The 25,337-nt window shown below is 66.6% G+C and carries 25 protein-coding genes and 1 tRNA gene; 13 read left to right on the top strand and 13 right to left on the bottom strand.

The window, feature by feature from the left end:
- Window positions 1–80: 80 nt before the first annotated feature.
- From PDM29_RS04680 to PDM29_RS04660, 5 genes are all read right to left on the bottom strand, one after another.
- Window positions 81–986, bottom strand: a complete 906-nt coding sequence (locus PDM29_RS04680) for an RDD family protein (protein WP_311193720.1) — start codon at window positions 984–986, stop codon at window positions 81–83.
- A gap of 34 nt (window positions 987–1,020) precedes the next feature.
- The gene (locus tag PDM29_RS04675; protein ID WP_311192724.1) at window positions 1,021–1,803 is read right to left on the bottom strand and encodes a pilin; all 783 of its coding nucleotides are present in this window, start codon (window positions 1,801–1,803) and stop codon (window positions 1,021–1,023) included.
- Window positions 1,804–1,842: 39 nt separating this feature from the next.
- Entirely contained in the window at window positions 1,843–2,316 is a 474-nt protein-coding gene (locus PDM29_RS04670; protein ID WP_311192723.1) for a DUF494 family protein, read from the bottom strand.
- 42 nt (window positions 2,317–2,358) lie between these two features.
- Complete coding sequence (gene dprA, locus PDM29_RS04665; protein WP_311192722.1) at window positions 2,359–3,498, bottom strand: DNA-processing protein DprA; 1,140 nt, start codon at window positions 3,496–3,498, stop codon at window positions 2,359–2,361.
- Window positions 3,499–3,603: 105 nt separating this feature from the next.
- Window positions 3,604–4,734 carry a LysM peptidoglycan-binding domain-containing protein gene (locus PDM29_RS04660; protein ID WP_311192721.1) on the bottom strand — a complete coding sequence of 377 codons (1,131 nt, stop codon included), beginning with the start codon at window positions 4,732–4,734 and terminating at the stop codon, window positions 3,604–3,606.
- 126 nt (window positions 4,735–4,860) lie between these two features.
- On the opposite strand from PDM29_RS04660, the gene def reads away from it, so the two are divergent.
- From def to PDM29_RS04635, 5 genes are all read left to right on the top strand, one after another.
- A complete protein-coding gene (gene def, locus PDM29_RS04655) occupies window positions 4,861–5,373 on the top strand; it encodes a peptide deformylase (protein WP_282296991.1) in 513 nt (170 codons plus the stop codon).
- 11 nt (window positions 5,374–5,384) lie between these two features.
- Entirely contained in the window at window positions 5,385–6,308 is a 924-nt protein-coding gene (gene fmt / locus PDM29_RS04650; RefSeq protein ID WP_311192720.1) for a methionyl-tRNA formyltransferase, read from the top strand.
- Window positions 6,308–7,648, top strand: a complete 1,341-nt coding sequence (gene rsmB / locus PDM29_RS04645) for a 16S rRNA (cytosine(967)-C(5))-methyltransferase RsmB (protein ID WP_311192719.1) — start codon at window positions 6,308–6,310, stop codon at window positions 7,646–7,648. The genes fmt and rsmB overlap by 1 nt, the downstream gene beginning before the upstream one ends.
- A gap of 24 nt (window positions 7,649–7,672) precedes the next feature.
- A complete protein-coding gene (locus PDM29_RS04640) occupies window positions 7,673–9,397 on the top strand; it encodes an ArnT family glycosyltransferase (protein WP_311192718.1) in 1,725 nt (574 codons plus the stop codon).
- Window positions 9,398–9,580: 183 nt separating this feature from the next.
- A complete protein-coding gene (locus PDM29_RS04635; RefSeq protein WP_311192717.1) occupies window positions 9,581–10,786 on the top strand; it encodes an O-antigen ligase family protein in 1,206 nt (401 codons plus the stop codon).
- A gap of 2 nt (window positions 10,787–10,788) precedes the next feature.
- On the opposite strand, the gene PDM29_RS04630 is transcribed toward PDM29_RS04635, so the two are convergent.
- On the bottom strand, window positions 10,789–11,910 hold the full coding sequence (locus PDM29_RS04630) for a glycosyltransferase (protein ID WP_311192716.1): 1,122 nt from the start codon (window positions 11,908–11,910) through the stop codon (window positions 10,789–10,791).
- A 44-nt stretch (window positions 11,911–11,954) separates the two neighbouring features.
- On the bottom strand, window positions 11,955–12,773 hold the full coding sequence (locus PDM29_RS04625) for a glycosyltransferase family 2 protein (RefSeq protein ID WP_311192715.1): 819 nt from the start codon (window positions 12,771–12,773) through the stop codon (window positions 11,955–11,957).
- Here PDM29_RS04625 and PDM29_RS04620 point away from each other — a divergent pair.
- Window positions 12,772–13,830, top strand: coding sequence for a CDP-glycerol glycerophosphotransferase family protein (locus tag PDM29_RS04620; RefSeq protein ID WP_311193719.1), 1,059 nt, complete (start codon window positions 12,772–12,774; stop codon window positions 13,828–13,830). The two genes, PDM29_RS04625 and PDM29_RS04620, sit on opposite strands and share 2 nt — an antisense overlap.
- An 87-nt stretch (window positions 13,831–13,917) precedes the next feature.
- Here PDM29_RS04620 and PDM29_RS04615 read toward each other — a convergent pair whose 3' ends face one another.
- The 4 genes from PDM29_RS04615 to PDM29_RS04600 all read right to left on the bottom strand — a co-directional run bounded on the left by PDM29_RS04615 (window position 13,918) and on the right by PDM29_RS04600 (window position 18,222).
- A complete protein-coding gene (locus PDM29_RS04615; RefSeq protein ID WP_425508715.1) occupies window positions 13,918–15,477 on the bottom strand; it encodes a PH domain-containing protein in 1,560 nt (519 codons plus the stop codon).
- Window positions 15,474–16,013 (bottom strand): PH domain-containing protein, encoded by a 540-nt coding sequence (locus tag PDM29_RS04610; protein WP_425508714.1) that lies wholly within the window; start codon window positions 16,011–16,013, stop codon window positions 15,474–15,476. Before PDM29_RS04610 ends, PDM29_RS04615 begins: the two co-directional genes overlap by 4 nt.
- An 88-nt stretch (window positions 16,014–16,101) precedes the next feature.
- Window positions 16,102–17,217 (bottom strand): GTP cyclohydrolase II RibA, encoded by a 1,116-nt coding sequence (ribA, locus tag PDM29_RS04605; protein ID WP_311192714.1) that lies wholly within the window; start codon window positions 17,215–17,217, stop codon window positions 16,102–16,104.
- 87 nt (window positions 17,218–17,304) lie between these two features.
- Entirely contained in the window at window positions 17,305–18,222 is a 918-nt protein-coding gene (locus PDM29_RS04600) for a lauroyl acyltransferase (protein ID WP_311192713.1), read from the bottom strand.
- A 96-nt stretch (window positions 18,223–18,318) separates the two neighbouring features.
- Between PDM29_RS04600 and dtd the strand changes: the two genes are divergently transcribed.
- The 4 genes from dtd (at window position 18,319) to PDM29_RS04580 (ending at window position 21,351) form a co-directional block, all read left to right on the top strand.
- Window positions 18,319–18,759 (top strand): D-aminoacyl-tRNA deacylase, encoded by a 441-nt coding sequence (gene dtd, locus PDM29_RS04595; RefSeq protein ID WP_311192712.1) that lies wholly within the window; start codon window positions 18,319–18,321, stop codon window positions 18,757–18,759.
- A gap of 91 nt (window positions 18,760–18,850) precedes the next feature.
- Window positions 18,851–20,707, top strand: a complete 1,857-nt coding sequence (gene rpoD, locus PDM29_RS04590; RefSeq protein WP_311192711.1) for an RNA polymerase sigma factor RpoD — start codon at window positions 18,851–18,853, stop codon at window positions 20,705–20,707.
- Between the two features lie 235 nt (window positions 20,708–20,942).
- A tRNA-Ile gene (locus tag PDM29_RS04585) sits at window positions 20,943–21,018 on the top strand.
- Window positions 21,019–21,150: 132 nt separating this feature from the next.
- Window positions 21,151–21,351, top strand: coding sequence for a type II toxin-antitoxin system Phd/YefM family antitoxin (locus PDM29_RS04580; protein WP_311192710.1), 201 nt, complete (start codon window positions 21,151–21,153; stop codon window positions 21,349–21,351).
- A gap of 29 nt (window positions 21,352–21,380) precedes the next feature.
- Here the strand turns inward: PDM29_RS04580 and PDM29_RS04575 are convergent, their stop codons facing one another.
- Both PDM29_RS04575 and PDM29_RS04570 read right to left on the bottom strand, forming a co-directional pair.
- Entirely contained in the window at window positions 21,381–21,719 is a 339-nt protein-coding gene (locus PDM29_RS04575) for a helix-turn-helix domain-containing protein (RefSeq protein ID WP_311192709.1), read from the bottom strand.
- The gene (locus tag PDM29_RS04570; protein WP_311192708.1) at window positions 21,716–21,988 is read right to left on the bottom strand and encodes a type II toxin-antitoxin system RelE/ParE family toxin; all 273 of its coding nucleotides are present in this window, start codon (window positions 21,986–21,988) and stop codon (window positions 21,716–21,718) included. Before PDM29_RS04570 ends, PDM29_RS04575 begins: the two co-directional genes overlap by 4 nt.
- A 258-nt stretch (window positions 21,989–22,246) precedes the next feature.
- Here PDM29_RS04570 and PDM29_RS04565 point away from each other — a divergent pair, with 258 nt between their 5' ends.
- The 3 genes from PDM29_RS04565 (at window position 22,247) to PDM29_RS04555 (ending at window position 25,336) form a co-directional block, all read left to right on the top strand.
- Window positions 22,247–23,200 carry an alpha/beta fold hydrolase gene (locus PDM29_RS04565; RefSeq protein WP_311192707.1) on the top strand — a complete coding sequence of 318 codons (954 nt, stop codon included), beginning with the start codon at window positions 22,247–22,249 and terminating at the stop codon, window positions 23,198–23,200.
- A gap of 158 nt (window positions 23,201–23,358) precedes the next feature.
- Window positions 23,359–24,339 (top strand): glycoside hydrolase family 43 protein, encoded by a 981-nt coding sequence (locus tag PDM29_RS04560; protein WP_311192706.1) that lies wholly within the window; start codon window positions 23,359–23,361, stop codon window positions 24,337–24,339.
- Window positions 24,340–24,481: 142 nt separating this feature from the next.
- Entirely contained in the window at window positions 24,482–25,336 is an 855-nt protein-coding gene (locus tag PDM29_RS04555) for an STAS domain-containing protein (protein ID WP_311192705.1), read from the top strand.
- Window position 25,337: the final 1 nt, after the last annotated feature.

Here is a 25,337-nt window from a genome sequence, read left to right as displayed (position 1 = left end):
CCGGGCGTTCAGGTTTGCGCCTATTAGTGGAATCACGCCGGAGCCGCCTGTGTCAAGCGGCCCGGTGTGAGGATGTCGGATCAGGACATGGAAGAAGCGGCAATACCCGCAAACACCAGCACGGCGAGCAGGCCCAGCAGCAGGAGGCCATTCAGCACCAGGATGATGATCGTCACAGTTCCGAGGCCGCGCTCCTGGAACTCGGCGTTCTCGGTGAAGGCCCACTTGTCCACCACCACGGTGTCGCAGAGCATGTCGTGCAGCGCCTGCTTGCGCTCGGTGAAGGCAGCCATGATGAAGCCGATGAACAGGGTCAGGCTGCTCAGGATGAAGCCCCAGTAACGACCGAAGGCGCGCATGAAGGTCAGTCGCTCGCCATCGCTGCGCACCACCTTGATGCCCACCGCCATCTTGCCCAGGGTGGCCCCGCCACGCGAGGAATGGAACCAGGCGTAGTAGGCGATGCCGACCACGAAGCTGGCCAGGATGCCCAGCACGTACATCACGCCCATCACGGTGGTATCACCGCTGACCGCGCCAATGCCGTTGAAGACCAGGCTGACCGGGAAGTTGATGATGCCGACCAGGAACGAGTCGAGGAAGTAGGCGGCGTAGCGCTTCCAGAAGCCGGCATAGACCACCTCGCCGCCGCTGACCACGGTCGAGCCGTAGCCGGTCGCCGCCGCCGGCGCGTCGTACGGCGAGCGGGTGCCACCGCCGGTGCCGGGCAGGGGGGCAGTGCCGTTGTCGATGGCAGTGTAGTCGCCACGCAGGTCGAACCCGGAGCCCAGGTTGCTGGAGGCACTGGTCAGGTTCTGCAGCTGCAGTTCCTCCACCGCCTCGGACAGCGGCTTCCACTCCGAATAGCCTTCGCGCCAGACCAGGGTGGTCAGGCTGATTTCTCCGCGCTGGAAGCGCTGGCGCAGCACTTCGGTCATCAGCGGACCCTGGCGGTCCTGGCCATCTGCGTAATACCACTCGGTCATTGCATCGATCCCCATTGTGATTCGTCCTTAAAAATCAGTTGCGGCAGTCCATCGGCAGATAGCGCGCCTCGGCGTCGCTGCTGCAACTCCATTCCTGCTGTGCGGTGTTGTACTCGAACCACAGCATCTTGCCATCCAATGCGCGCTTGCCGGGCACCGAGAACTCGATCTCCACGCCGCAGCGGCCTTCACCGAAGCGCCCGATACGGACCTGGCCGACGCTTTCGCTGGCATAGCTGGCGGGCGAGCCGAAGCCTTCGTCACCATTGACCGGACAGCGGTCATGGATGCTGACGAACTCGGCGACCTGGAATTTCAGCGGGGTGAGCTGCGCCACCGCCTGGGTGGTCTTGGCGCGGGTCACATAGTCGTTGTACGCCGGCAGCGCGATTGCGGCGAGGATGGCGATGATCGCCACCAGCACCACGCCGACCACGGCCAGCACGATCGCCACCGGGCCACAGCCGGATTTCTTCGGCGGCGGTGCCGCCGGGCGGGCGTGAACCGGTTGCTGGGGCGGCGGCGGTGCCGTACGTGTGCGGGTGTCCACCTCGAACGTGGCCGGAATGCGCGGCGGCACCGGTGCGGGGGGCTCGGGCAGCGGTTCGGGGGGTAACGGCTCCGCCGGCGCGGCCGGCGCAATCACCAGGCCGATCTCGTCGGCCACCTCGCGCAGCGGCAGCCACTGCGCCAGGCCATCGCGCCATACCAGCGTGTCCAGCCCGATCCGGCTGGAGGTGTACAGCGCGATCAACTCTTCAGACGCCAGCGGCCCGCGCTGCTGGCGATTTCCTTCTGCATAGAACCACTGGCCCACGTTCCATTCCCCTGAATGCGCAAGGCACCCAGTGTACGGTCAGTGAAGGGGTTCTGGCTCGTCCACGAACATCTGGGTTTCCATCCAGGCGTAGGCCGCTTCCGCCCCCGGCTGGTTGAACAACACCATCAGCACCACCCACTTCAGGTCGTCCAGGTCCAGTTCGTCCTGGTCCAGGGCCATGGCGCGGTCGAGCACCAGCTCGCGCTGGTTGGCGTCCAGAATGCCGTGCTGCTCCAGGAACAGCAGGAAACCCCGCCCTTCCACGTCCAGCTTGTCCAGTTCGGGGCCGTGATAGACCCGCACCGGGCCGTCCACCCGGGCCTGGGTGACCGCCGGGCGCTGTTCGGCCAGGGCATCGAGCCAGTCGAACGCCTTGTTGATTTCTGCGGGGCTGAAACCGGCCTGTATCAGACCGTTCTGGAGGGAGTCGCGATCGCGGACGATGTCCGCATCTTCGCTGAAGTAGTGTTCAAATAGGTACAGCAGGACATCCAGAATGCTCTCTTTCATTGCCCCTCGGCCTGCGTCTTCGACGCTGTGGAGGTGAAGAAACTAGGGTTTTCGGCAGTAGCAGCCATGTACGGCAACCACCTTTCCATCCAGTTCCATGAGTTGCAGCATGGCCGACAGCCGGGCCGCCGTCAATCCACTGCGCAGGACCAATGAATCCATAGGGATTGGGTTTTCATCCAGGGCTCGCCACAAGCGCTGGTAGTCCGGGTCGGAACGGAAGGAGGGGCCCGGCGGCGGCGGACCTGCCTGTTCAGTGGGGGCACCGAGGCGGGTTCGCAAGGCCTGGCCCAGCCGCGTAGCGACCGCCGCCAGCGGTTCGATGACTTCGTCGGGGTGCTCCACCAGTCGGACGCCGTCGCGGATGAGCCGGTGGCAGCCACGTGCGCGCGGGTTGCGCACCGAGCCGGGCAGGGCAAAGACTTCGCGGCCGGCTTCGGCCGCCAGCCGGGCGGTGATCAATGCGCCGGAGCGCAGCGCTGCCTCGATTACCACCGTGCCCAGTGACAGCCCGGCGACGATGCGGTTGCGCGCGGGGAACTGGCCCGGCCGCGCGTCGGTGCCGGGTGGGTACTCGCTGACCACCGCACCCTGCTCGGCGATGCGCGCCTGCAGGGCGGCATGGCGCGGCGGGTAGCTCTGGTCCAGACCCGTGGCCACCACTGCCACCGTGCGCCCGCCGGGAACGGCCAGGGTGGCCTGATGGGCGCGGGCGTCGACACCTGCGGCCAGCCCGCTGAACACCGCCAGCCCCCCGCGCGCAAAGGCTGCAGCAAATTCCGCGGCGAGTTCGCCACCGCTGGGCGAGGGGGTGCGGCTGCCGACCACCGCCACGCCAGGGTGCCACAGCGCCGAGGGATCCCCGTGGACGAACAAGGCCAGCGGCGCACGCGGGATCTCGCGCAGCAGGTCGGGATAGTCGTCGCCGGTGATCGGCAGCAGATGCCGGCCGGCCGCCGACAGCCATTGCCTGCCCAGCGCCAGTGACGCGGGTTCGGGGCGCAGCAACCGCGCGCGCTGTTCGGCCGAGCAACCAGCGACCCGCCAGGCGGTGGGCCCCGCGCGCAGCGCGGCGTCGGCGGACCCGTGAGCGGTCAGCAGGCCTTGGCGCGGTTCGGGTGCGCCGCCGGCCAGGACCAGATGCAACAGGGCGTCGGTGTCAGGGGGCAGGTCGCTGGGCATCCCGACAGGCTAGTGCGGATACGACGACGGCACCCTCAGGTGCCGTCGCTGTGTTGCGTCAGGTTTTGCACCGACCAACGGTCGGTGCTTACCGGGTGTGGCCGGTTACTGCTTGTCCGGATGATGGGCGTTGTAGCCCACATGGACCGGCTTCTTGCTTTCCATGACCAGCGCATAGCTGACCTTGTCGAAGGTGCGGAACACCATCGCATGGGCGGCGTACTCTTCCGGCAGGCTGACCCGGCCCGCACCGTCGGTCAAGGAATCATCCATGCGCGAGGAGCCCGGGAACTTCATCTTGTTTGCCACATGGCGGCTGTTACGCCACAGCGAGACCACGGTGCCGTTGTCGATGCCGTCGGCGCTGCCGGCGGACAGGGCGATGACGTCACGCGGACCGCCGGCCGTGAACATGTCTGTCACCGCCAGCACGCGGATTTCCAGGCCTTCGGTCTGGGCAGCCGGCACATGCGGGAAGAACTGCAGGTCATACGGATTGGCTTCGACCGGCACCAGGCGATCGCCGGGGCGGACCTCGCGTCCGCCGCCCAGGTCCTGCAGGGCGAGCGTGGCGACATCGGACTGGCCGTCCGGCAGCTTGACGATGGTGCCGACGTTTACCTTGGCCAGTTCATAGCCCAGGGTCTCCTTGCGCTTGCTCGGCGCAATGAACGACTTCCAGACATTGCCGCTGCCCGGGGTGACGTCGCCATTGGCGGTCAGGTCCTCGGACGGCTTGGGCAGGGCGAAGCGCACGGTCGGGCGGACCACGGCCCAGCGCTGGCCAACCTCGGCGCCCTGCAGGTTCATCACGTAGGCCACCTGGCCGGCCGTGGCGCGCAGGCGGTTGTCTTCCAGGGCCACGACGTGCGGCAGGGACTTGACCTCGTCCACCACGCTCATTTCCTTCAGGAAGGGTTCCACCTGGGCCAATGGAATGGCGTTCAGCGGGGCTTCCTGGCGCGGACCGGGCTGGGCCACGACGCGGTCCAGGTAGGCCAGGCTGAGCACGTCACCCGGGTAGATCAGGTGCGGGTTCTTGACCTGCGGATTGGCTTGCCAGATTTCGGGCCACAACCACGGCTTCTTCAGGAAGCGCGCGGAAATGTCCCACAACGTATCGCCCTTCTGGACGACGTAGGTATCCGGGTGACCGCCGTTCACTTCAACGGCAGTAGCATAGGTAGCGACGGTCAACATCGCGACGGCGAGAACCGTACGAGTACGTTCAAACATAGGAGTGGTGCCTGATTCCCCAACAGGTTTGACCACTATAGTCCAGAAACCGGGGCGCAAGGCAAGCGTTGGCGATAGAATTGCGACCTACGCCGCTTTTATGGGCGCCCCCAACCGGTATTTGCCATGGCTCTCCTGCCCATTCTCGAGTTCCCCGACCCGCGCCTGCGCACCAAGGCTGCGTTGATCGACGCCGCCGAGGTGACCACGCCGGCCTTCCAGACGCTGGTCGACGACATGTTCCAGACCATGTACGAGGCTCCCGGCATCGGGCTGGCCGCCAGCCAGGTCGACGTTCATAAGCGCTTCATGGTAATCGACGTCAGCGAGGGCAAGGACACCCCGATGGTGTTCATCAACCCCGAAATCGTCACCCAGCAGGGTGGTCAGGTGTACCAGGAAGGCTGCCTGTCGGTCCCCGGCATCTTTGCCGACGTGACCCGCGCCGACAGCATCACCGTGCGCTTCCTGGATCGCCAGGGCGTGGCCCAGGAGCTGACCACCGACGGCCTGCTGGCCGTGTGCGTGCAGCATGAAATGGACCACCTGGACGGCAAGCTGTTCATCGACTATCTGTCGCCGCTCAAGCGCGAGATGGTCCGCAAGAAGCTGGCCAAGCAGCGCAAGCACGTCGCCTGACCGGGGTCGCCATGAAAATCGTCTTTGCCGGTACGCCGGAGTTCGCGGTCGCCTCGCTGCGCGCCGCTGCACGCCACCACGAAGTCGTGGCGGTCTACACCCAGCCGGACCGGCCCGCCGGCCGCGGGCGCGGCCTGGCCCCGTCCCCGGTGAAGCTGGAGGCCATTGCGCGCGGTATCCCGGTGTTCCAGCCGGAGTCGCTGAAGGACGAGGCCGCCCAGCAGCAGCTGCGTGACCTGCAGCCGGACCTGATGGTGGTGGTCGCCTATGGGCTGATCCTGCCCAAGGCGGTGCTGGCCATTCCTACCCACGGCTGCTGGAACGTGCATGCCTCGCTGCTGCCGCGCTGGCGCGGTGCGGCCCCGATCCAGCGTGCCATCCAGGCCGGTGATGCCGAGACCGGCGTGTGCCTGATGCAGATGGAAGCCGGGTTGGATACCGGACCGGTGCTGCTGCGCCAGCACACCCCGATCCAGCCGGCCGAACTGGGTGGCCAGCTACATGACCGCCTGGCCGACCTGGGGGCACAGGTGCTGGCCGACGGCCTGGGCCTGCTGCGCGCCGGCCTGAAGCCGGTGGCGCAGCCGCAGCCCGCCGAAGGCGTGACCTACGCGCACAAGCTGGACAAAGCCGAAGCCCGTCTGGACTGGAGCGCCGATGCGGTGTCGCTGGAGCGCACCGTGCGGGCCTTCAATCCGTGGCCGATTGCCGAAGCCCAGCTGGCCGGGGAGCGCGTGCGCATCCACGGTGCAGTGGCGCTGCCGGACAACCAGGGCCAGGCTCCGGGTACGCTGCTGGCCGCCAGTCGCGACGGCATCGATATCGCCTGCGGGCAGGGCGCACTGCGCCTGCGCGTGCTGCAGCGCGAAGGCGGCAAGGCGATCACTGCGGCCGACTACCTCAACGCGCGCCGTGACCTGGTGGTAGGCCGCTGATGGCGGGCTCGCGCCCAGTCCCACGCCCGGCGTCCCGTGCCGTACTGGCCCCCGGGGTGCCGACCCGGGTGCTGGCGGCCCGCGTGCTGGCCCAGGTCATCGGTCGTGGCCGCTCGCTGAAGGGTGAGCTGACCACGGCGCTGCCGCAACTGGACGACGCCCGCGACCGCGCGCTGCTGGAGGCGCTGTGCTTTGCCGTGCTGCGCCGACGTGCGGCGTACGACGCCGCGCTGGCGGGTTGGATGCAGCGCCCGCTGGGCGCGCGCGATGCCGAACTGCGCGCATTGCTGCAGGTCGGGTTTGCGCAGCTGGACGCTTTGGAACTGCCCGCCCACGCGGCGTTGTCTGCCACGGTGGATGCCGCCCGCGCGCTGGGCTTCGAGCGCCAGGCCGGCATGGTCAACGCGCTGCTGCGCCGTGCCCAGCGCGATGGATTCGCCGATCAGCCCGCGCGCGCCGCGTTCCCGAACTGGCTGGCGAAGAAGATTGAACTGGACTGGCCCGAGCAGGCCGCGGCGGTGTTCGAGGCCAGCCTGCAGCCGGCCCCGCTGTGGTTGCGGGTGAACGGGCAGCAGACGGATCGCGGCACCGTGCTGACGCAGTTGCAGGGCGCCGGCATCGCGGCCGAACCGTCGGCCCTGGCGGCCGATGCGGTCTGCCTGCCGCAGCCGGTGCCGGTGGCATCGCTGCCCGGGTTCGCACAGGGCGCGTTGTCGGTGCAGGACCTGTCGGCGCAGCAGGTGGCCGACGCACTGTCGCTGCGCAAGGGGGCGCGGGTGTTGGACGCCTGTGCCGCGCCGGGCGGCAAGTCCGCGCATCTGCTTGAGCGCGACCCGACCCTGCAACTGCTGGCGCTGGATATCGACGCCCGCCGGCTCAAGCGCATCGGCGAGACCTTTGCGCGCACCGGAGTGGGGGCCAACGCCCAGGTCCGCGCTGCCGATGCCAGTGCACCGGACAGCTGGTGGGATGGGCAGCCGTTCGACGCGATCCTGCTGGATGCACCGTGCTCGGCGACCGGCATCATTCGCCGCCAGCCCGACGTGCTGCTGCACCGGCGGCCGGCCGACGTCGAGGCACTGGTAGCGCTGCAGGCACGGCTGCTGGACGCCTGCTTTGGCGTGCTCGCACCGGGCGGCACGATGCTGTATGCGACGTGCTCGATCCTGCGCGAGGAAAACCAGTTCCAGATCGAAGCCTTCCTGCAGCGCACGCCGCGCGCCGGATTCCTGCCGCTGGATGAGCGCTTTGGTCACGACTGCTGGGCAGGACGCCAGCGTCTGCCTGGCGAGAACGGCGCTGACGGCTTCTTCTATGCGCGGTTGCTGAGAAAGGGATAGCCCGCAACCGGTAAACTCCAGCGCATGCTGAAAACACGCGCGTCCCGAGAGTTCTGGTTGCTTGCTGTGATGGCCCTGCTGGTGCTGGGGGCCGGTCTGGGGCTGCGTGACCCGTGGCCGTCCGACGAGCCCCGGTTCACCCTGGTGGCCAAGCAGATGGTGACGAGCGGGGACTGGCTGTTCCCGCACCGCGGGACCGAGCTGTACTCGGACAAGCCGCCGATGCTGATGTGGCTGCAGGCCGCGTTCTACACCCTGCTGGGTGACTGGCGGCTGGCCTTCCTGCTGCCTTCGCTGCTGGCGGCATTGGGGACATTGGCGTGCGTCTATGACCTGGGGCGTCGCCTGTGGACCCGCAAGGTGGGGCTGTATGCGGCCTGGGCGCTGCTGTTCGCGGTGCACTTCACCTTCCAGGCCAAAAAGGCGCAGATCGACCCGTTGGTGGTGTTCTTCGTTACCCTGGCCAACTATGGCCTGCTGCGCCACCTGCTGTGCGGGCCGGCCTGGCGCTGGTGGTGGTTGGGCTGGTTTGCCGCCGGTCTGGGTGTGATCACCAAGGGCGTTGGGGTGCTGGCGCTGTTCATGCTGGTGCCGGCGTTTGTGGCCGGCTGGCTGCAGTGGCCGCGCATCCGCCTGCATTCGCATGGCTGGCGGCTGTGGGTGGCTCCGTTGGCCTTCGTGGCGGCGATCCTGCTCTGGCTGGTGCCGATGGTGGCCACCGCGCTGGCCACCGGGTCTGCCGAGTACCACGCGTACATGAACGACATCCTGTTCCGGCAGACCGCCAAGCGCTACGCGCAGTCGTGGGATCACCACCAATCATGGTGGTACTTCCTGGCCACCATGCCGTCGATGTGGATCCCGGCCTTCCTGCTGGTGCCGTGGGCCATCCCGGCCTGGTGGCGGCGGCTGCGCCGGCGTGATCCGCGTTACCTGCTGCTGCTCGGCTGGTGGCTGCTGATCGTGCTGTTCTTCTCCATCCCGCACGGCAAGCGCGATGTCTACATCCTGCCGGCGCTGCCGATGTTCTGCCTGGCGCTGGCCCCGCTGCTGCCCGGGCTGCTGCGCCGGCGCGACGTGCAATGGGTGCTGGGCGGGTTCACCGCCGTGTTGGGCGTGCTGTTGCTGGTGGCGGGCGTCGCCATGCTGGGCAGCGAGCCGGCGTTCGAGCAGAAGCTGATCATCGAGCGTGGCATCGACCGTTCGGTCACCGCGGCGCTGGGTTGGGTCGGTATCGCGCTGGGCAGCTGGGCAATCGTCAGCCTGGTGTTCAGTGGACGTCGGCGTTTCCATCTGGCGGTGGTCTCCACCCTGGCCATGGTCTGGGTGACCTACGGTCTGGTGGGCTACCCGCTGTTCAACGACTCCAGTTCGGCGCGCGGCCTGATGCTGGATGCCGGCCGCCGGATCGGCCCGGACGCGGAGCTCGGGTTGGTCGGTTGGAAGGAACAGAACCTGCTGATGGCTGACCGTGAGGTGGCCACCTTTGGCTTCAAGCAGCGCTGGTACCGGCAGCTGCAGGACGGGCGCGAGTGGCAGGCGCAAGCCCCCGGGCAGCGCTGGCTGCTGGTGCAGGATCCGGTGATGCTCAATTGTGTGGACCGGCAGCAGGCCGAACATGTCGGCGTGGCCAACCGCCGTGGCTGGTGGCTGGTGCCGGCACAGGCATTCTCCGGCGAGTGCCGGCCCAGCGCGGCCGAACTGGCGCGCATCCGCCGTGAACAGTCCAGGTACGACAATGACGAGTAATCGCAGGCTCATGGATCATTACCTTTCGTTCGGCCACAATGCGGGCCGCTTGTCGATTCCTTCCGTCCTTCTGCCGCCTGAGCTGCTCTGAACGTGACCCACCCGCTTTCCCCCTCCGCCGGCATCCCACCCCTGTTGGCGTGGGCATTCACGCTGGCATTGGGCGTTACGCCGGTGCTGCTGATGTCGACTACCGACGGCGGCAGCGCGGGGTACTACCTGCTGGTGCTGCTGAGCATGATCGTGCTGGCAGTAGTGCGCCCCACGCAGGTCGGCCAGCGCTGGTGCGACAACCGTCGCGAGTATGTGTGGATGGAGGCGGCCATGGGCGTGATGCTGGTGGGCGTGCTCACCAGCCTGCTGGTACATGGGCTATGGAAGGGCTCGGAAGTAGAAAAGGCCGTCCGCTTCTTCAGCGTCGGCCTGATTCTCGCGGCCGCCCTGCGCATTCCGCGTGCGGTGTTGGCGCATGCCGTGTTCGGGCTGATGCTGGGCATCTGGTACGCGGTGATCAATCTGGGCTGGCTGGTGGTGAAATCCGGTGGTGCGCGACCGGCCACCACCCAGTTCAATACGGTCACCTATGGCGACCTGACCCTGCTGTTCTCGGTGCTGGCCTTCGTGATGATGGGCGTGCGCATCACCCGTTTCCGTCGCACCGAGTTCGCCTTCAAGCTCATTACCGGTATCGCGGGTGTAGCCGGCTTTGTGGCCACACAGACCCGCGGCGGGCTGCTGGCCATTCCATTCTTCCTGTTCGTCGGACTACTGATCCAGGGCCGGCGCATGAACCGCTTCAAGGTACTGGCTTCGGTGCTGCTGCTGGGCACCGCCGGTGCGATCGTGGCCAGCGATGCGTCGATGCGCGAGCGCATCGAGTTGGGCGTGAACGAATTCGACCAGTGCCAGGTCGCGCACCTGGCCGATACCTCGGTGTGCATCCGGCTGCAGTTGTGGCGTGCGGCCGGGCACATGATCCACAGCGAGCCGGTATTCGGCGTGGGCGGTGGCGACCGTTTCCGCGAAGAACTGGCGCAGTTGGCCACTGAAGGCCAGGTCACGCCGATGGTCGCCCGCGACTTTGGCGAGACCCACAACGACCTGCTGTACTTCCTGGCCACCTATGGGGTGCTGGGCGGATTGGGCCTGCTGCTGCTGTACTTCGCCCCCGGCTGGGTGTTCGCGCGCCGCCTGCGGCTGTCGATGACCGACCGCACCACGCGCCTGTTCGCCGGCGCGGGCTTGATGATCTGCGTCGGCTACGTGGTGTTTGGCCTGACCGAGATGATGTTCCGCGACATGCGCAGCGCGTCGTTCTACGCGACCTGGATGGCGCTGTTCCTGGCGCTGTCAGACCCGCTCAGGCTGCGTGATCCCACGTCCCGCTGAAATCAGCGCCCCTCCAGCACCGCCACGTAGCTGGCTTCGGTCAACTCGCTGAACGTATCCAGCCCGAAGTTCTGCAATGCATGCTCCCGCGCGGCAACCCCCAGGCGCGGCAACTCCGCGCGCTGTTCGTACAGCGCACTGACCTGTGCCGCAATAGCCGCCACATCGCGCACCGGCACGATCCAGCCGTTCTGCCCTTGCTCGATGTTCTCCGGCAGGCCGGCGTAGTCGCTGACCATCACCGGTTTACCCATCGCCATCATTTCGCGGCAGGCAAACGAGATGGTCTCCACGTCGTAGGACAGCACGAAACCGGCGTCGCCGCTGGCCACGAAGGGTCGGATGTCGTCGAGCAGTCCGGCGAAGTGCACCTGTTGCGCCAGGCCCAGCTGGGCCACTTCGGCCACGGCCTTTGGATCCGGGGTACGCCCGGCAATGGCCACGTGCAGCTTGCCGCGCAGCGGCTCGGGCAGGGTGGCCATGGCACGGACCAGGTCGATCCAGCCCTTGTGGTTGTCGGTACCGGCATTGCTGACCAGCACCAGCGCGTCCGGGTCGGTGGTCCAGCGCGCGCGCAGCGCTGCGGCTTCGGCCGGGTCCGCTGGCGAGAAGCGGGTCAGATCAACGCCGTTGCGGATCACGTCGATCGGGCAACGCCGGTAGGGGCTCTCCAGCAGCATCTGCCGGGTATGTGCCGACACCGCTATGACCCGGTCGGTGCCCCAGCGGGCGCGCATGGCGTTGCCAAAGGTATTGGCCGACTTGCTGTTGTGCTTGGTGAATACCAGTTTCGGCCGCCGGCGCAGCCCTGCCACCGCCTCCATCGCCACCCGGTGATCACGCGCGCCATTGGCATGCACGATGTCGATCTGGTGGTGCTCGATCAGCCCGCGCAGCCGGCGCAGGTCGGCCCATTGCTGGCCCAGCGTGCTCAATCCGCTGCTGAAGGCGATCTCCACCGGCTCGGCAATGCCTTCGCTCCGCATGACCCGGATCACCCGGCTGTTGCCCGGGGCGGCCATGAACAGTTGATGGCGACCGGACAGCGCGCGGGCCAGCGAGGCCAGGTAGGTGGTGTGACCACCGCCATCGCCGGAGTGGAAATTGGTATAGAGAATCTTCATGGGGGGCCTGACAGGAACGCCCCGGCAGTCTGCCACAGACGCATTCAGCTGGCGTCAGTGCGGCGCGGCGGGTCGCTCACCGGCTGCCCGTTCTGCAGCATCCACAGCATGATGGTCTTCTGCCGCACGTAATTGGCGCGCACGTAGGCATAGACTAGGCCATGCCAGCCATCGCGGAAGCCGCCACGGAACAGCAGCCCGCGCCAGAACCGCCATGCCGGGGCCAGCACCAGTTTGGCCAGGGTGGCGCGCTTGCCACGCGCGAACTCATGCTCGGCCATCATCCGCGCGTAACGCTGGGTCTTGCTGAGCTGCTGCTCCAGCGAACGGTAGGGATAGTGGATCAGGTCGCCCTGCAACAGGCCCACGCTGCCATCCACGCTGGCCGCTTCGTGGATCTCGCGGGTGCCGCGCCAGCCGCCGTGGCGGCGATCAAACAGGCGCAGCACACGGTCGGGATAGGCATTGCCATGGCGCAGGAACTTGCCGAAGTACTCCGACAGGCGCGCAAAGCGGTAGCCGTGGTGCCCGGCGAACCCACCCGCCTGCGCCACCAGGATCGCCTCGCGCAGCGCCGGGCTGACCCGTTCGTCCGCGTCCAGGCACAGCACCCAGTCGTACTGTGCCTGTTCGACACAGAACGCCTTCTGGCTGCGGAAGCCATCGAAGGCCCGCTGCAGCACCCGCGCCCCGGCGGCGTTGGCGATGGCCACCGTGGCATCGGTCGAATGCGAGTCCACCACGATGATCTCGTCGCAGAAGGCCAGCGAGGCCAGGCAGTCACCGATGCGGTCGGCTTCATTGAACGCGATAATGCAGGCGGAGATGCGAGGCCGTTCAGTGGGAGCGGTCGTGGAGGACATGATGGCTGAGTACCTGCTGTTTGCGACGGAGCGCTATGCGCTGCCTATTCTCGCCCCACTGGCGCAGGCGTTGCACGCGTCCGGGCATTCGGTGTCCGCCTGGTTCGAAGACGGCGCGGCCGGTGCGCAGCTGCCGGGCGTGCCCAATGTGGGTCTGAAGCAGGCGCTGGCGCTGCGTCCGCGGGCGGTGTTCAGTGCCGCCAACTGGGTGCCGCCGTTCATCGCCGGGGCCAAGGTGCAGGTCTTCCATGGCTTCAATGTGCAGAAGCGCGACAGCGCCCGCGGTCATTTCCGCGTGCGCGGGCTGTTCGATCTGTATTGCACCCAGGGGCCGGCCACGACCGCCCCGTTCCAGGAGCTGGCTGCGCGTGAGGGGCACTTTGCGGTGGCCCAGACTGGCTGGCCGAAGCTGGACCCGCTGTTCCGCGACGATGGCGGGGCCAGCGCGGCGTTGCGGGCGCCGGCAGCCGGGCGGCCGGTGATCCTGTTCGGCTCCACCTTTACCGAACGCCTGAGTGCCGCCCCGCATCTGCATGCGCAGATCGCCGCGGACATCGCCCGTGGTGACCGTTACTGGCTGTTGACCCTGCACCCCAAGTGCAGCGAGGAGCTGTTCGCGCAGTACCGCGCGCTGGCCGGAGCCAATGCCGCCTTCATCGAGCCCGAGCAGGTGATGGCCGCACAACGCGCCGCCGACGTGCTGGTATCGGACACCTCCTCGATCGTGTCCGAGTTCGTGGTGCAGCACAAACCGGTGGTGACCTTCCGCAACCGCGTGCCGCAGCCGCACATGATCGATTTCGACGTGCCCGAGGCGCTGCCGGCGATGCTGGCGCGCGCGCTGGACCCGGAACCGGCGCTGATGGCCGAGATCCGCCGTTATGCCGATGACATCCATCCGTACCGCGACGGGCGTTCCAGCGAGCGGGTGATGGCTGCCACCGAGGACTTCCTGGCGGGCAAGCTGGGGACGCTCAAGCGCAAGCCGTTCGGCGCGTGGACGCGCGGGCTGCAGATCCGCAAGGATCTCGGTTACTGGGGGCCATCACGGCGCTGAGCCGCTGCACGACGCGCATGGCGCGTCGCTACAGGGCGCGTAGTGACGCGCCATGCGCGTCAAGCGGTATTGCCCGCCACACGCGCATCACCGCAACCGCCGCCGCGCCAACGCCTGATTCAACGTCTTCAGCACCCCTCGCGCCTCCGATTCCGGCAAAAACCGCAACCGCAACGCAATGCTCCCACCGGCACCGGCCGTATCCAGCCACACACTCGCCGTTCCCAACATCCGGTCCAACGGCGAGCGCGACAAGCGCAGCGACTGCAGCTTGTCCAGCTCGGCCAGCCGCCACCAGCGCGTCCACCAGCCACCGCGCACGGCCACATAGTCCCCGTCCAGGTAGTACCCCATGCGCGCGATCTCGCGCGAGGCGCGGAACGCCGACCACGGCAGCCAGGCCAGCAGCACCGCGCCCCACGGGCCGACCTCGAACACGGCACCCACACTCAGCAGCGGCACGACCACCAGCGCCGGCAGGCACAGCCGCCACCAGCCACGCCGCGCTACGCCCTGCCAACGCGGCGGTGGCCACTGCAGCCGGGGCAGCAGGTGGCGCAGCAGGTCATCGCAGGCGGCGGGTGTCGCCAATGGGGCCAGCTCGCGCAGATCGCGGCCGTCGTCGTCCGAGCCCACCCCGGCTGCATTGTCGATGCGCAGCTGACGGCGGCCCACCCAGCGCTGCAGCGCGGTTTCGCGCAGCGTCCAAGCCTGGATGCGCCGGCGTGCCACGCTGGTGCGCATGCGGGTCAGCAGCCCGCTCGTCACCGTGAGCCTGCGCTCCTGCTCGGTGAGCTGGAAGCCGTGGTAGCGCAGCAGCGCCAGCACCACCGACAGCAGGCGCAGCAACAACCAGAAGCCGCCCACCGTAAACACGGCGGCCACTACCCAGACCCAGGTGGCAGGGTGCAGGTGACTGGCATAGCCGAATACCTCGCGGCCATGATGTTCCACCGCATCGCTGACATAGCCGCGCGGGAAGAACTGATACGACGCGCCCCAGGCCGCCAGCACCGCTACCCAGCCGCGGTTGGACAGCAGTCCGATCCGCAGCACGTCGCGATTGCCCAGCTGCAGCAGCACTGCGGCAGGGGCGGCTGTCGACGGGGCGGAATGCAGCACAGCCGCTGCATCGCCCGCATCGGGCAGTGGTGGCGGTTGCTGCCCACGCTGCCGCACCAGCTGTTCCAGCGCCAGCGCCTGGGACAGTTTGAGCACGCGCATTTCCGCTTCCGGGCGGTGTCCACCGGCCGATTCCAGACGCAGCTCCGCCACCCCGAACAGGCGGTGCAGCGGATTCTGGTGGACCACCACGTTGTGGATGCGCGCGAACGGAATCTCGCGGCGGTTGCGCGCGATGATCCCGCTGCGCACGCTGATCGCATCGTGACCGATGTGGTAGCGGTAGGTCAGGTACTGCAGGATCGAGATCGCGACCAGCACCGCGATCACGATCAGTGTGGTCAGGTAGGTCCACATCTCGTCGCGGTCGCCGCGCCCGCCGAACACCAGCAGCGCCACCAGCGGCAGCAGGAACTGGCGCAGCTGCATCAGCATCACGAACAGCCACGACCAGGGATGCAGGCGCTGGTCTGGAGCCGGTGCCGGTGCCACCGGCGGCGCGGTGTCCTGGGGCAGGGTGCTCACAGGGCGTCGTCGTCCTGGTCCAGCTGGCGGCCCAGGGTATCGCGCAGGCGCTCGGCGTCGGCGTGGTCCAGCCCGCTGAGCGTTACCGCGCTGAAGCGGCTGCCGGCGGTGTGCACCACCAGCGTGGCCAGCTGCGCGGCACGCTCGATCGGGCCGCGACGCAGGTCCAGGTGCTGCACGCGTGAGAGCGGCACACGGGTGTCCAGTTGCCACATCAGGTCGCGGCGCACGCCCAGGCCCTGCGCATCCAGCCGCCACCAGGTACGGCGCTGGCGGCGGAAGCCGAAGCCGGCTCCGAGCACCACCGCAACCGCCACGATGGCGATCACCGCCCAGCCGGGCAGGGGCAGGCGCAGCATCACCCACGGCACGCCCAGGGCTCCGCCCACCATCACCAGGGCGGTGATGCCGCTGCCCACGGCGGCCATGCTGGCCGCACGCAACGGCAGCCGTTGCCAGCCGGCATCCGGCGGCAGCGCGGGCGGCAGTTCAGGCGCAGCGGGAAGGGGCGGGGCGGTGGAGACGTCGTCGATCACGGCGGAGCTCGGCAGCAGATGGATCAGGCCGGGCCCGGTCGAAAGCAGCGCCGCACCCGTGGCGCAGACGGTAGCAGGTTGCGCCGCGCTATTGCGCGGCCTGAATCAGCGCGTCCACATCCAGCAGGTGGCCAGCGCGTTCGGCCTTGGTGCGCAGGTAGTGCTCGTTTTCGGCGGTGATGTCGCCGGTCACCGGCACGCATTCCACCACGTCGATCCCAGCATGGCGCAGGCGCTGGGCCTTGGTCGGGTTGTTGCTGAGCAGCTGCACGCGGGTCACGCCCAACCCCTGCAGCATCGCCACGGCACTGCCGTAACGGCGTTCGTCAGCGCCGAAGCCGAGCTGGGCATCGGCGTCGATGGTGTCCAGGCCGTCGTGCTGGTAGCCGTAAGCGCGCATCTTGGCGGCAATACCGGTGCCGCGACCTTCCTGGTCCAGGTACAGCAGGATGCCGCCGCCGAGTTCCTTGAGCTTGCGCAGCCCGCGCCGCAGCTGGTCGCCGCAGTCGCATTTGAGCGAGCCGAACAGGTCGCCGGTGAGGCAGGAGGAGTGCACCCGCACCGGTACCACCGCGTTGAAGTCCGGATTGCCGACGATGATCGCGACCTGGTCGCGCTGGGCCACGCCGCCGCGGAACACCGCGAACTCGGTCATGCCCACGTCGCGCAGCGGCACCGGCGAGCGCGCCACCAGTTCGTAGGCATGCGCGGCCTGTTCGGCCCCCTGCTGCAGGTCGCACAGCGAGACCTGCGCGCAGCTGTCAAAACGGGTGTCGTCCGGGGCCAGCAGCACGCCGACCATGGCCGGCAGCAGCAGGCCCAGCCGGGCCACCTCCACCGCACCGGCATCCAGCGCCTGACCGGCGCTCCAGCCGGCCGGCATCGGCACCGCCTCGCGCAGGTAGCTCAGCGAGGGCAGGGCATCGAAGTCGACCCCGGCCAGCGGCACGCGCGCGCCGTGTTCGGCCTGCACGCCCAGCACCCGCGCGCGGGTGGCGGTGAGAAACAGGTAGTGCTGCCCGGCGGCCACATCAGCGAAGGTGCGGAAGCTGCTGCGGGTGCTGCTGTCCAGCGCAATGAACGCCAATCGCTGGCCCTGGCTGTCGTCGATCACCACCGGGCGACCGGCGCGCAGTTCGGCCACCGCGCGCTCGCAGCGGATCGCCGAGGGGTCGCCAAAGGGAGAAGAAGCAGCTGAAGACATGACGGGGGCCGTGGGGGACATCGTGGTGTTCACAGTGGGGCCGGATCGCCCTGATTCAATCAAACGCGGCGTGACACAGTGTCGCGCTCAGTGCGGGTGCTGCTCGGTGGCATAGGGGTTGTCCTCGCCGGACTCCGGCGGGCGCAGGGTGTAGCGCTTGTAGGTCCACTGGTACTGCGCCGGGTCGCGGCGGGCAATCCGCTCGATACCGGCGTTGAGCACACTGGCGGCCGTGCGCGGGTCCGGATCGGCCACGCCGGGGGCTGCCGGCTCGATGTGCAGGGCGAACTGCATGTCCGGGCCGATACGCTCGCACCAGCCGTACAGCACGGTGGCCCCGGTGCGCTCGGCCAGCCGGTTGACCAGGGTCATGGTCAGCGCCTCGACCCCGAAGAACGGCGCGAACACCCCGTCGCCGGCCTTGGGCTGCTGGTCGGGCAGGATGCCGGTGGCCCCGCCATCCTTGAGCACCTTGAACAGTTGCCGCACGGCCGGGCCTTCGGCACGGACCTGCTGCACGTTGCTGCCGCCGCGGACCAGCTGCAGGAAGGCATCGCCCACCGCCTCTTCCGGAGCCTTGTAGACAATGGCGATCGGCCCGCGCGAGGCCAGCCACTGGTTCAGCAGCTCCCAGTTGCCGTAGTGCGGGGCCGCCACGATCACGCCCTTGCCGCTGGCCAGGGCCGCGTCGTACAGCGCCTCGCCGTGGCGCTCGCGCAGCAGCGCCAGGTTCTGCTCGCGCGGCCGGGTCCACAGCCGCAGGGTTTCCACCGCCTGCAGCGCGGTGGAGCGCAGCAGGTCGCGGTGCAGCACGCTGCGTTCGGCCTCGCCCAGCTCCGGGTAGGCCAGCTCCAGGTTGCGGCGGGTGACCCGGCTCTCACGGGCGTTCAGGCGGATCCACAGCCAGGCCAGGGCATGGGCGAAGGCGCGCAGCCAGGACCAGGGCAGGCGGGTGAACAGGGCGGCGGCGCGATAGGCCAGGCGGGCGGTGGTTTGCGGTTTCATCGGGGCAGAGTCTAGCCGGTGAAGGCGACAGCCGGGCTGGGCGGCACGGCTGCCAGCTACTAAGGTAGGCGGCCCTTCCTGCTGCAGAAGCCCGCCATGCTTGTCCTCATCCAGCGTGTCACCCAGGCCAGCGTCACCGTCGACGATGCCGTGGTCGGCCAGATCGGCCCGGGCCTGCTGGCCCTGGTGGGCATGGAGCCGGGCGACACCGAGGCCCAGATCAGCCGTATGGCCGATCGCCTCCTTGGTTACCGTGTGTTTGCCGATGAGGACGGAAAAATGAACCGCTCATTGGGGGATACAGGGGGCGGACTGCTGCTGGTGAGCCAGTTCACGCTGGCGGCCGACACCCGCAGCGGCACGCGGCCAGGGTTCAGTACGGCGGCTCCGCCGGCCGAGGCTGAACGTGGATTCAACCGATTGGTGGAAATCTGCCGACAAAAGCACGCTTCAGGGGTGGAAACGGGGCGTTTTGGTGCCCATATGGTAGTCAGCCTGGTCAACGATGGACCGGTGACCTTCCTGCTCAGACCGTAGCCTCCGGGACCACCGCCCGGGCAGGCACGGGTCTGGGCTGGTATAATGCTAGGTTCTATTCCTCTCTCCCAGCCGGTGGCGCGAGCACTACATGGCCAACGAACGTCCTGCCCAGCAAAACGACATCAAGCTTCTGATCAGCAAGGGCCTGGAACAGGGCTACCTGACCTACGCCGAAGTCAATGACCACCTGCCGGACGACATTGTCGACCCGGAACAGATTGAAGACATCATCGGCATGATCAACGGCATGGGCATTGATGTCCATGAAGTCGCGCCCGATGCTGAAACCCTGCTGCTCAACGACGGCAACACCGGCAACCGCGAGGTGGATGACACCGCCGCTGAAGAAGCCGCTGCCGCGCTGAGCGCGCTCGACACCGAAGGTGGCCGCACCACCGACCCGGTGCGCATGTACATGCGCGAAATGGGTACCGTCGAGCTGCTGACCCGCGAAGGCGAAATCGCCATCGCCAAGCGCATCGAAGAAGGCCTGGGCCAGGTCCAGGCTGCCCTCGGCACCTTCCCGGTGTCGGTGGAAACCCTGCTGTCCGATTACGAAGCCCACAAGGAAGGCAAGAAGCGCCTGGCCGAAGTGATCGTCGGCTTCAACGACCTGGTCGAAGAAGAACCGGCTCCGGCCGTGGCTGAAGACACCAGCGGTGACGACAGCGACGCCGAAGGCGACGAGGACGAGGACGACGATGACGTCGGCGGCGACGAGGACACCGGCCCGACCGGTCCGGATCCCGAAGAAGTCGCTCGCCGCATGGGCGAGCTGGGTGCTGCCTACGCCGCCTTCAAGAAGGCGTCGACCAAGGCCGACCGCAAGCCGCTGGCCAAGCTGCGCGACGGCATGGCCGCCGTTTTCGTCACCCTGAAGCTGCCGCTGCCGCTGACCGACGTGCTGGTGAAGCAGCTGCGCGACGTCATGGCCGACATCAAGGGCCACGAGCGCCGCGTGCTGAACCTGGCCACGGTGACCGCGCGCATGCCGCGCAAGGACTTCATCCGTTCCTGGGAAGGCAACCAGACCAACCTGGAATGGGTGGAAGACGCACTGAAGCGCAAGCAGAAGTGGTCGTCGGCCCTGCGTGACGTCAAGGACCAGATCATTGCCGAACAGCAGGCCACCATCGACATCGAGAAGGCCACCTCGCTGGAGCTGGAAGAGCTGAAGGAAATCAGCCGTGCGATGGCCTATGGCGAAGCCAAGGCGCGCAAGGCCAAGAAGGAAATGGTCGAGGCCAACCTGCGCCTGGTCATCTCCATCGCCAAGAAGTACACCAACCGTGGTCTGCAGTTCCTCGACCTGATCCAGGAAGGCAACATCGGCCTGATGAAGGCCGTGGACAAGTTCGAGTACCGCCGCGGTTACAAGTTCTCGACCTATGCGACCTGGTGGATCCGCCAGGCCATTACCCGTTCGATCGCCGATCAGGCGCGCACCATCCGTATTCCGGTGCACATGATCGAAACGATCAACAAGTTGAACCGCATTTCCCGCCAGATGCTCCAGCAGTACGGCCGCGAGGCCACGCCGGAGGAGCTGGCCAAGGAAATGGACATGCCGGAAGACAAGATCCGCAAGGTGATGAAGATCGCCAAGGAGCCGATCTCGATGGAAACCCCGATCGGCGACGACGAGGATTCCCATCTGGGCGACTTCATCGAGGACACCAATGTGGAGTCCCCGATCGAGAACACCACCAACATCAACCTGTCGGAAACCGTCCGCGACGTGCTGGCTGGCCTCACCCCGAGGGAAGCCAAGGTGCTGCGCATGCGCTTCGGCATCGACATGAACACCGACCACACCCTTGAGGAAGTGGGCAAGCAGTTCGACGTCACCCGCGAGCGCATCCGCCAGATCGAAGCCAAGGCCCTGCGCAAGCTGCGTCACCCGAGCCGCTCGGAACAGCTGCGCAGCTTCCTGGATATCGATTGATTCCAGTGGGTGTGTGGTGAATGGAAGACCCCGCTTCGGCGGGGTTTTTCTTTTGGGGTGGCAGTGATCCGAATACCCCGATACCACCGGGAATCTGGGTATCTCGGTAGCGCCGACCGTTGGTCGGCCCACGCAATGCCGAGGCCGGCCAACGGCCGGCGCTACCAAAGCTGTCCGCTTACGGCACGCCCAGTAGCCGGAGCTGGCCTGTCTCCACTACACTTTCACGCTGCAAGGGCCTATAGCTCAACGGTTAGAGCAGAGGACTCATAATCCTTTGGTTCCAGGTTCGAATCCTGGTGGGCCCACCAAAGCGGAACAACCAGACCGCGAGCGGCCCGCAGGGTCGCGCTTGACGCTTCAAGCTCATGCGACCGGTCTGATGCGAATCTGGTAGTCACTTCACGGTCGAGCTTCCTACCCTCCAGCAGGATGGAGGATTCATGAAGACGACAAAGACCCGTGAGCTTGCTTACACGATCCGTGGAAAGGAGCAGCGCGCGCAATTGGGTGGTCAGAACGCCAGTAGCTCAAAGGCTGCACGACGCTGCATTGCCGAATCGCTTGCGATGCCTGAAGCGGCTGACATTGAGTTCGAGCCACCTCGAATAAGCATCACACTTGCATCCGTCGAGTTCGAGTGAGGCAACTCATCGAACTAAGGCTCAGCGGTTCAGGCGTGAGAATCGCTTGTTTCCTTGCGTGTCTTCCTGGCTGGCGCTTTTGGAGCGACAAGATCAATCTGAACCCTGTAGCCCAAGGCGGTTGCTGCACGACTTAAAGTATCAAGCGTCAGCCCGGTGTCCGTTTCATCCAGCACTCGATCTAACTGAGATCGACTGGTCTGCATGCGCTTGGCGAGTGCCGATTTGCTGACCTTTGCCGCTTTCATTGCTTCGGCGACCTGCCAGGCAATCACACGTTTGACGGCAACAGCAGCAGATGTTTCAAGAAGGCCTTCCGAGTCCAGGAATTCGTCAAAGCTCGAGCCGATATGCTTGTTCTTGCTCACTTGATCACCTCATTTCTACGCTTCTTGGCCAGTTCAAGGTCAACTTTGGGTGTCTTCTGGGACTTCTTTACGAATCCGTGCAGCAACACCATGTCTCGCAACACGGTGGTGAACAGAATTCGTGCAGTTCCCTCAGGAATTGTGCTTCGTACTTCCCAGAGCCGGTCATCCATCTTTCGCACCAGTGGCATACCCAAGGGCCAGCCAAGCTGGACGGTTTTGACATCACCGCCGATTGCTCGACGAGCGTCGACGGAGACCTCTTCCATGAGCCATCGTCTTACCGGTTCGTCTGCCGAGGCGGATCGGTAAAACCGGACGTCCAAGACTGTCTTCATGGGTCGACTATACGCATACATTGTCGAAATGTGTACATAAATAAGTACGCATGTACTTTGGCGTAGTCGGTGCGGCCTCTGGGATATATGTACGCCGAATCAAGTTGTATGGACTAAATGTGACCGAAAGTCCTCTGAATGCGCGCAAAGTAGCCCCTGTCGCAACACCACCCAACAGGAGCTACCCCCATGAACACCCTCACCCGCACTGTCGCCATCGCCGCACTCGCGCTCTCCATCCAGGCCGGCCTCTCCGCCAGCGCCGCCGAGCCGGCACCGCGCGCCACCCCCACCGCCGTCAGCCAGACCGCCAGCACCATCACCACCGCCGACGGCGTGCAGCTGTACTACAAGGACTGGGGCCCGAAGAACGGCCCGGTGGTGACCTTCAGCCACGGCTGGCCGCTGAACTCGGACAGCTGGGAATCGCAGATGATGTTCCTGGCCGACCACGGCTATCGCGTCATTGCGCATGACCGTCGCGGACATGGCCGCTCCAGCCAGCCGTGGGACGGCAATGACATGGACCACTACGCCGACGACCTGGCCACGGTGATCAACACGCTGGATCTGCACGACGTGACCCTGGTGGGCTTCTCCACTGGCGGCGGTGAAGTGGCGCGCTACATCGGCCGCCACGGCACCGGGCGGGTGAAGAAGGCCGTGCTGATAAGCGCCGTGCCGCCGCTGATGCTGAAGACCGCCGACAACCCGGGCGGCGTGCCTATCGCAGTGTTCGATGGCCTGCGCAAAGGCCAGCTGGAGAACCGCGCGCAGCTGTACCGCGACATCGCCTCGGGCCCGTTCTACGGCTTCAACCGCCCGGGAGCGAAGGTCTCCCAGCCGCTGGTGGACGCGTGGTGGGCGCAGGGCATGCAGGCGGGTGCCAAGAATACCTACGACTCGATTGCCGCGTTCTCGGCCACCGACTTCCGCGCCGATCTGAAGAAGTTCAACGTGCCCACCCTGGTCATCCACGGGGACGACGACCAGATCGTTCCGATCGACGTGGCCGGCCGTATGTCGGCCAAGCTGATCCCGGGTGCGAAGCTGCTGGTCTATCCGGGTGCGCCGCACGGCCTCACCGACACCCACAAGGATCGGGTCAACACCGACCTGCTCGCCTTCCTGCAGCAGAAGTAAGCGCATCGGCAGAACAGGCGGGCACGCGTGGCCCGCCTGTTCTGTTGCGTCCGTCCGTTTGCTGCGCTGCACCCGCAAGCCGATTTAAATCGATCTAAGATCGAGCGAAATCAACCAGCACGAAGGCACAGCGCATGCGGCAGGTCGGGATTCGAGCAGTGGCACTGGCGGCAGTCATCTCATTCGGCGCACTCGCTGCGCAGGCAGCCCCGGCGGCCAAACCGGCGACGTCCGGCAACCCCATCCTTCCCGGCTGGTACGCGGACCCGGAAGCGGCCGTGTTCGGGGACACCTACTGGATCTATCCGACCACCTCCAAGCCCTACGCGGAGCAGCGCTACTTCGACGCGTTCTCGTCCAAGGACCTGGTGCACTGGGAGAAGCACCCCAGCGTGCTGAAGATCGAAGCCATCACCTGGGCCAAGGAAGCGCTGTGGGCACCTTCGGTGGTGGAGAGCGGCGGCAAGTACTACTTCTTCTTCTCCGCCAATGACATCAAGAACGACAACGAGGTCGGCGGCATTGGCGTGGCCGTGGCGGACAAGCCCGAAGGCCCTTACCGCGACCTGCTCGGCAAGCCGCTCATCGGCACGTTCCACAACGGGGCCCAGCCGATCGACCAGACCCTGTTCCAGGACGACGACGGCACCTGGTACATGATCTATGGCGGCTGGAAGCACGCCAACATCGTCAAGCTCAAGCCTGACTTCACTGGTATCGAACCGCTGCCCGACGGCACGCTGTACAAAGAAATCACGCCAGCCCCGGAATACGTGGAAGGCTCGCTGATGTTCAAGCGCAACGGCCGCTACTACTACATGTGGAGCGAAGGCGGCTGGGGTGAGCCGGACTACTCGGTGGCTTACGCTATCGCTGAGTCGCCGCTGGGTCCGTTCAAGCGCATCGGCAAGGTGCTGCAGTCCGACCCGAAGGTCGCCACCAGCGCCGGGCACCACTCGCTGATCCGCACGCCGGATGACCAGTGGTACATCGTCTACCACCGCCGCCCGCTGGGCGAGACCAGCCGGCACCATCGGGCGACGGCCATCGACCGCATGTACTTCGATGATCAGGGTCGCATCCTTCCGATCCAGATCACCCAGGAAGGGGTACCGGAGCATCGCCTCGGAGGGCGCTGATTCTGAACTATTCAGCAATTACACCCTGCCGTGCCCGGAGGGTGAGGGTGTGATGATTCCCTATACCTGAATTCATTTATGCTCGGTCGCTCATGACCCCGCCACCCGGCGGGGTTGGCTCCCTTCAAGCAGGAACCACGCCATGGCGGCTTTGCAGCAGCGCACCATCGACCTCATCCGTGCCCATCAGGATCAGGTGGTCACCCAGTGGGCCGAGAATCTCAACACAGGCACCCAGGACGCACGCATCTCGCCGCGCGAGCAGGACGCCCAGCTGCGCGAGTTCTGGCGTCTGTTCCTGGACACCCTGGCCGCCTCCAGCGCTGCCGGGATCGGCAGCAGTGAATGGCAGGAAATCCGCAGCTTCCTCGAGCAGCTCTCGCGCGACCGCGTACTGAAGGGCTTCAGCTCCTCGGAAACCGCCAGCTTCCTGTTCTCGCTCAAGCGTCCGTTGTTCGAGCTGATCCAGCAGGGCCTGGCCGATGATCCCCAACTGCTCGGCAACCAGCTGTGGGCGATCACCGAAGTGATCGACACCCTGGGCCTGCACAGCGTCAAGGTTTACCAGAAGACCCGCGAGGACGTGATCCAGCGCCAGCAGGAAGAAATGCTGGAACTGTCCACTCCGGTGGTGAAGCTGTGGGACGGCGTGCTGGCCCTGCCGATGATCGGCACGCTGGATTCGCAGCGCACCCAGGTGGTGATGGAATCGCTGCTGCAGCGCATTGTCGATACCGGGTCGGAAATCGCCATCATCGACATCACCGGCGTGCCCACCGTGGACACCCTGGTCGCGCAGCACCTGCTCAAGACGGTCACCGCCATCCGCCTGATGGGCGCGGACGCCATCATCAGCGGCGTGCGTCCGCAGATCGCCCAGACCATCGTGCACCTGGGGCTGGACCTGCAGGGCATCGTCACCAAGGCCAACCTGGCCGACGCGCTGGCGCTGGCGCTGAAGCGCACCGGCCAGGTGGTGACCCAGGCGGCGCGCTGAG

Origin of the sequence: Stenotrophomonas oahuensis (assembly GCF_031834595.1) — a bacterium.
GTDB classification, from domain to species: Bacteria; Pseudomonadota; Gammaproteobacteria; order Xanthomonadales; family Xanthomonadaceae; genus Stenotrophomonas; species Stenotrophomonas oahuensis.
This window is presented reverse-complemented; position numbering and strand designations above follow the sequence as displayed.

Coding starts and splice junctions, on each gene's coding strand:
- PDM29_RS04680 (WP_311193720.1), bottom strand. CDS start 986: ATGACCGAGTGGTATTACGCAGATGGCCAGGACCGCCAGGGTCCGCTG.
- PDM29_RS04670 (WP_311192723.1), bottom strand. CDS start 2,316: ATGAAAGAGAGCATTCTGGATGTCCTGCTGTACCTATTTGAACACTAC.
- dprA (WP_311192722.1), bottom strand. CDS start 3,498: ATGCCCAGCGACCTGCCCCCTGACACCGACGCCCTGTTGCATCTGGTC.
- PDM29_RS04660 (WP_311192721.1), bottom strand. CDS start 4,734: ATGTTTGAACGTACTCGTACGGTTCTCGCCGTCGCGATGTTGACCGTC.
- def (WP_282296991.1), top strand. CDS start 4,861: ATGGCTCTCCTGCCCATTCTCGAGTTCCCCGACCCGCGCCTGCGCACC.
- fmt (WP_311192720.1), top strand. CDS start 5,385: ATGAAAATCGTCTTTGCCGGTACGCCGGAGTTCGCGGTCGCCTCGCTG.
- rsmB (WP_311192719.1), top strand. CDS start 6,308: ATGGCGGGCTCGCGCCCAGTCCCACGCCCGGCGTCCCGTGCCGTACTG.
- PDM29_RS04640 (WP_311192718.1), top strand. CDS start 7,673: ATGCTGAAAACACGCGCGTCCCGAGAGTTCTGGTTGCTTGCTGTGATG.
- PDM29_RS04635 (WP_311192717.1), top strand. CDS start 9,581: ATGTCGACTACCGACGGCGGCAGCGCGGGGTACTACCTGCTGGTGCTG.
- PDM29_RS04630 (WP_311192716.1), bottom strand. CDS start 11,910: ATGAAGATTCTCTATACCAATTTCCACTCCGGCGATGGCGGTGGTCAC.
- PDM29_RS04620 (WP_311193719.1), top strand. CDS start 12,772: ATGATGGCTGAGTACCTGCTGTTTGCGACGGAGCGCTATGCGCTGCCT.
- PDM29_RS04625 (WP_311192715.1), bottom strand. CDS start 12,773: ATGTCCTCCACGACCGCTCCCACTGAACGGCCTCGCATCTCCGCCTGC.
- ribA (WP_311192714.1), bottom strand. CDS start 17,217: ATGTCTTCAGCTGCTTCTTCTCCCTTTGGCGACCCCTCGGCGATCCGC.
- PDM29_RS04600 (WP_311192713.1), bottom strand. CDS start 18,222: ATGAAACCGCAAACCACCGCCCGCCTGGCCTATCGCGCCGCCGCCCTG.
- dtd (WP_311192712.1), top strand. CDS start 18,319: ATGCTTGTCCTCATCCAGCGTGTCACCCAGGCCAGCGTCACCGTCGAC.
- rpoD (WP_311192711.1), top strand. CDS start 18,851: ATGGCCAACGAACGTCCTGCCCAGCAAAACGACATCAAGCTTCTGATC.
- PDM29_RS04580 (WP_311192710.1), top strand. CDS start 21,151: ATGAAGACGACAAAGACCCGTGAGCTTGCTTACACGATCCGTGGAAAG.
- PDM29_RS04570 (WP_311192708.1), bottom strand. CDS start 21,988: ATGGAAGAGGTCTCCGTCGACGCTCGTCGAGCAATCGGCGGTGATGTC.
- PDM29_RS04565 (WP_311192707.1), top strand. CDS start 22,247: ATGAACACCCTCACCCGCACTGTCGCCATCGCCGCACTCGCGCTCTCC.
- PDM29_RS04555 (WP_311192705.1), top strand. CDS start 24,482: ATGGCGGCTTTGCAGCAGCGCACCATCGACCTCATCCGTGCCCATCAG.